General features: G+C 47.8%; 5 protein-coding genes. 2 read left to right on the top strand and 3 right to left on the bottom strand.

Annotated features, from left to right (window positions below; all coding sequences use genetic code 11):
• The first annotated feature begins 150 nt into the window (after positions 1 to 150).
• Together E5342_RS18820 and E5342_RS18815 are read left to right on the top strand one after the other, a co-directional pair.
• Entirely contained in the window at positions 151 to 462 is a 312-nt protein-coding gene (locus E5342_RS18820) for a helix-turn-helix domain-containing protein (RefSeq protein ID WP_135960066.1), read from the top strand.
• 47 nt (positions 463 to 509) lie between these two features.
• Entirely contained in the window at positions 510 to 815 is a 306-nt protein-coding gene (locus E5342_RS18815) for a helix-turn-helix domain-containing protein (protein ID WP_135960065.1), read from the top strand.
• A gap of 96 nt (positions 816 to 911) precedes the next feature.
• Here E5342_RS18815 and E5342_RS18810 read toward each other — a convergent pair whose 3' ends face one another.
• The 3 genes from E5342_RS18810 to E5342_RS18800 all read right to left on the bottom strand — a co-directional run.
• A complete protein-coding gene (locus E5342_RS18810) occupies positions 912 to 1,136 on the bottom strand; it encodes a hypothetical protein (RefSeq protein WP_246867174.1) in 225 nt (74 codons plus the stop codon).
• Positions 1,137 to 1,164: 28 nt separating this feature from the next.
• On the bottom strand, positions 1,165 to 1,539 hold the full coding sequence (locus E5342_RS18805; protein WP_135960064.1) for a hypothetical protein: 375 nt from the start codon (positions 1,537 to 1,539) through the stop codon (positions 1,165 to 1,167).
• A 21-nt stretch (positions 1,540 to 1,560) separates the two neighbouring features.
• The coding region (locus tag E5342_RS18800) for a site-specific integrase (RefSeq protein WP_135960063.1) at positions 1,561 to 2,660 on the bottom strand (1,100 nt) is incomplete at its 5' end.

The following is a 2,660-nucleotide window of genomic DNA, read 5'->3' as shown; positions in this document are numbered from 1 at the left end:
CTGATTTCCGGAATTAAGAATATAGCCCCAATCTGTGCCAACCTCTACCAACCTGTGCCACATGCTTCCACTTCCGGGAAATCCATTGCCGGATAACAGATTATGTATTCCTTTGCGGCAAAAGAAACAGTAACAATAAAAAGTATGTATATGGAAATCGTATCAATTGAAAGAAAGACCTTTGAGGCGATGGTCGCCAAGTTCGACCGTTTCGTCAGTCGCATGGATGCCATCTGTCGGCGGCACGGAGAGAAGAAGATGAGCGAGTGGATGGACAATCAGGACGTTTGCCGGAAGCTCAACATCAGCCCACGCACATTGCAGACGCTTCGGGACAACGGGACGCTGGCTTACTCGCAGATAAACCACAAGACGTATTACCGTCCCGATGACGTGCAGCGTATTGTTTCTGTTGTGGAGGACAGGCGCAAGGAAGCAAAGTTCAAGGGCAGGACGATTTAATCACCTGCATATAGTAAACAAAGTAATTACACTAAATCCAAAGTAACATGAATGAACTGATTAACAAGGACAGCGAGTGGATAATCCACTTCATGGGCAGTCTCGACCGTCTTTTGGACAGCTTCGAGCATCTGACCGCCTATTACCGCCCGACACTGAACGGAGAGCGTTTCTTCACCGACAAGGAAGTGTCGGCACGGCTGAAAGTGAGCCGCCGGACACTTCAGGACTATCGAAACGAAGGGCGCATAGCCTATATCCAATTAGGCGGTAAAATCCTCTACCGTGAATCCGACATCGAAAGGATGCTTGCTGACGGCTACCGCTCTGCTTACCGACAGACGGCAACCTGATTTTCTTGTAGGAGTGCAGTTTGCCGTCTGCCCTGTAATTGCATCAGCAATGGACTTTCGGCAAAAAGAAGAGAGGAACGGCTTACGGACGGAGCATCAAAATCCCGCTTCGTCTGTAAGCCGTTCCTCTTTCCTGTCTTCTGATTTCCCGCCAGTCGCTTGTTTCCGTTGCCGGATGCTTTTCAAGCGTGTGGTAGGCAGTGGCAAGGTTTTCGGGTTGAATACGCTCAAACTCGTTTGAGGAAGATTCTGCCCGAAACGGCTCTGCCGCCCGACCTTGCCGCTGCCATCAAGCCATACGCTACCTTTGCATCCGTGCATCGGGAACGAGTGGCTGACGGAATGAACCTCAACTATACCATCGGTTATTACCTCTGACTCTGGCAACAAACAGTGTAATCGGTGTAGCTTTCTTAATGGTGCTAATTTCATTTATTATAAACCGTCTGAACAAGACACTCTCTTTACTGCATATCCTGAATGCAACGGCTATAATCACCTCAATGTTATAGACATCGTAACTGATACCGTCCGGTTGCTTGAGATACTTCATCGTGTCAACTTCGTCCAGTTCCTTGTTCTTGTCAATGGTATGAATCGCCTTGCGGACATCGCATGAGAACACCCCGAACAGGTCGGCTATCTCGAATTGTGTCATCCATACGGATCCGGTCGGCATAATGACTACACCCGTTTCACTGATTGTTATTATTCCTCTGTCCATAATGTATTGAATTGATACTGTTTACTTATTGCTGTCTGTCTTTTCGCCGATAGATTGTATCTTCCTGCGTTCCATTAGCTTGTCCATGTCCTTCGAGATTTTATCATCGGTTATCCGTGCGTAACCCTGTGTCGTCCGGATATTGGAATGCCCCATCATCTTGGCAATACTTTCGATAGGTATATCCGCCGAAATCAGGAATGTTCCGAAACTGTGCCGACTTTGATGATAGGACAAGTTATCCTCTTTCCCTATGATAACGCCCATCTCATGGATATCAAACCAGAGGGCATCACGGCTCGAAAGAGGAAATACGGGCTGTTCGTCATCGGTCGTATTGTACAGTGACAATATCCGCTCCGCTATGGGATGCAGGGGGATGAACGCCTCCACATTTGTTTTCTTGCGGTTGATGCGGATGTAACGTCTGCCTTCTGCATTGCGTCCGATATGATGCGGGTGCAGAAGCTTTATATCCACATACGCCAATCCCGTCAGTGTGGAAAAGATGAATGCCCGTCTTGCAAGCTCCTGACGCTTATCATACATCGGGGTGGCAAGGATTCTCTTGAACTCCTCACGGCTGATGTACTTGTGCCTTGCTTCCGGCTTTGGTTCGTATTCCAGATCCTCGCAGGGATTCACACGGATAATCTCTTTATCGACAGCCAAATAAAGCAGACGGTTCAGCCAGCATAGGCATTTGTTGGTCTGGGAAGCCCCGAAATTCTTGCATTTCTTAAGATATGCCTTGTAAGATTTGCCGAAATCTTCCGTCACTTCCTCAAAGGCGATGTCTTTCTTCCCGAAAGAAGCGAGATAATCCGTCAGGTACTTCTGATAGTACATGGAGTGGCGGTAGGAAGATATGGAATCTATTTCTACTGAATGTTTCCTTAACCGCTCCCTTTCCCATTCCCCCATTTGCAGAAGGGTAACCGGATGAATATTGTTCATGGCGATATGGTTCTTCAGTATCTCCGCACTGACCACGCCTTGCGATTTCAATATCTCATTGTAGGCTTCCTCTGTTATCCGCAGGTATTCCCGTAAACGGCTGTTCTCTCTTGCGGACTTTATCTCGTTCTTCCTGCCGTTCCAGTCTTCCGGTCGGCAATAAA

The organism is Parabacteroides distasonis (assembly GCF_004793765.1).
Classification (GTDB): domain Bacteria; phylum Bacteroidota; class Bacteroidia; order Bacteroidales; family Tannerellaceae; genus Parabacteroides; species Parabacteroides distasonis_A.
The sequence above is the reverse complement of the archived record's forward strand: the minus strand, read 5'-3'. Positions and strand labels throughout refer to the sequence as shown.

What these genes read in the sequence shown, in the direction of transcription:
- E5342_RS18820 (WP_135960066.1), top strand. Translation starts at nt 151, where the DNA reads ATGGAAATCGTATCAATTGAAAGAAAGACCTTTGAGGCGATGGTCGCC.
- E5342_RS18815 (WP_135960065.1), top strand. Translation starts at nt 510, where the DNA reads ATGAATGAACTGATTAACAAGGACAGCGAGTGGATAATCCACTTCATG.
- E5342_RS18810 (WP_246867174.1), bottom strand. Translation starts at nt 1,136, where the DNA reads ATGCACGGATGCAAAGGTAGCGTATGGCTTGATGGCAGCGGCAAGGTC.
- E5342_RS18805 (WP_135960064.1), bottom strand. Translation starts at nt 1,539, where the DNA reads ATGGACAGAGGAATAATAACAATCAGTGAAACGGGTGTAGTCATTATG.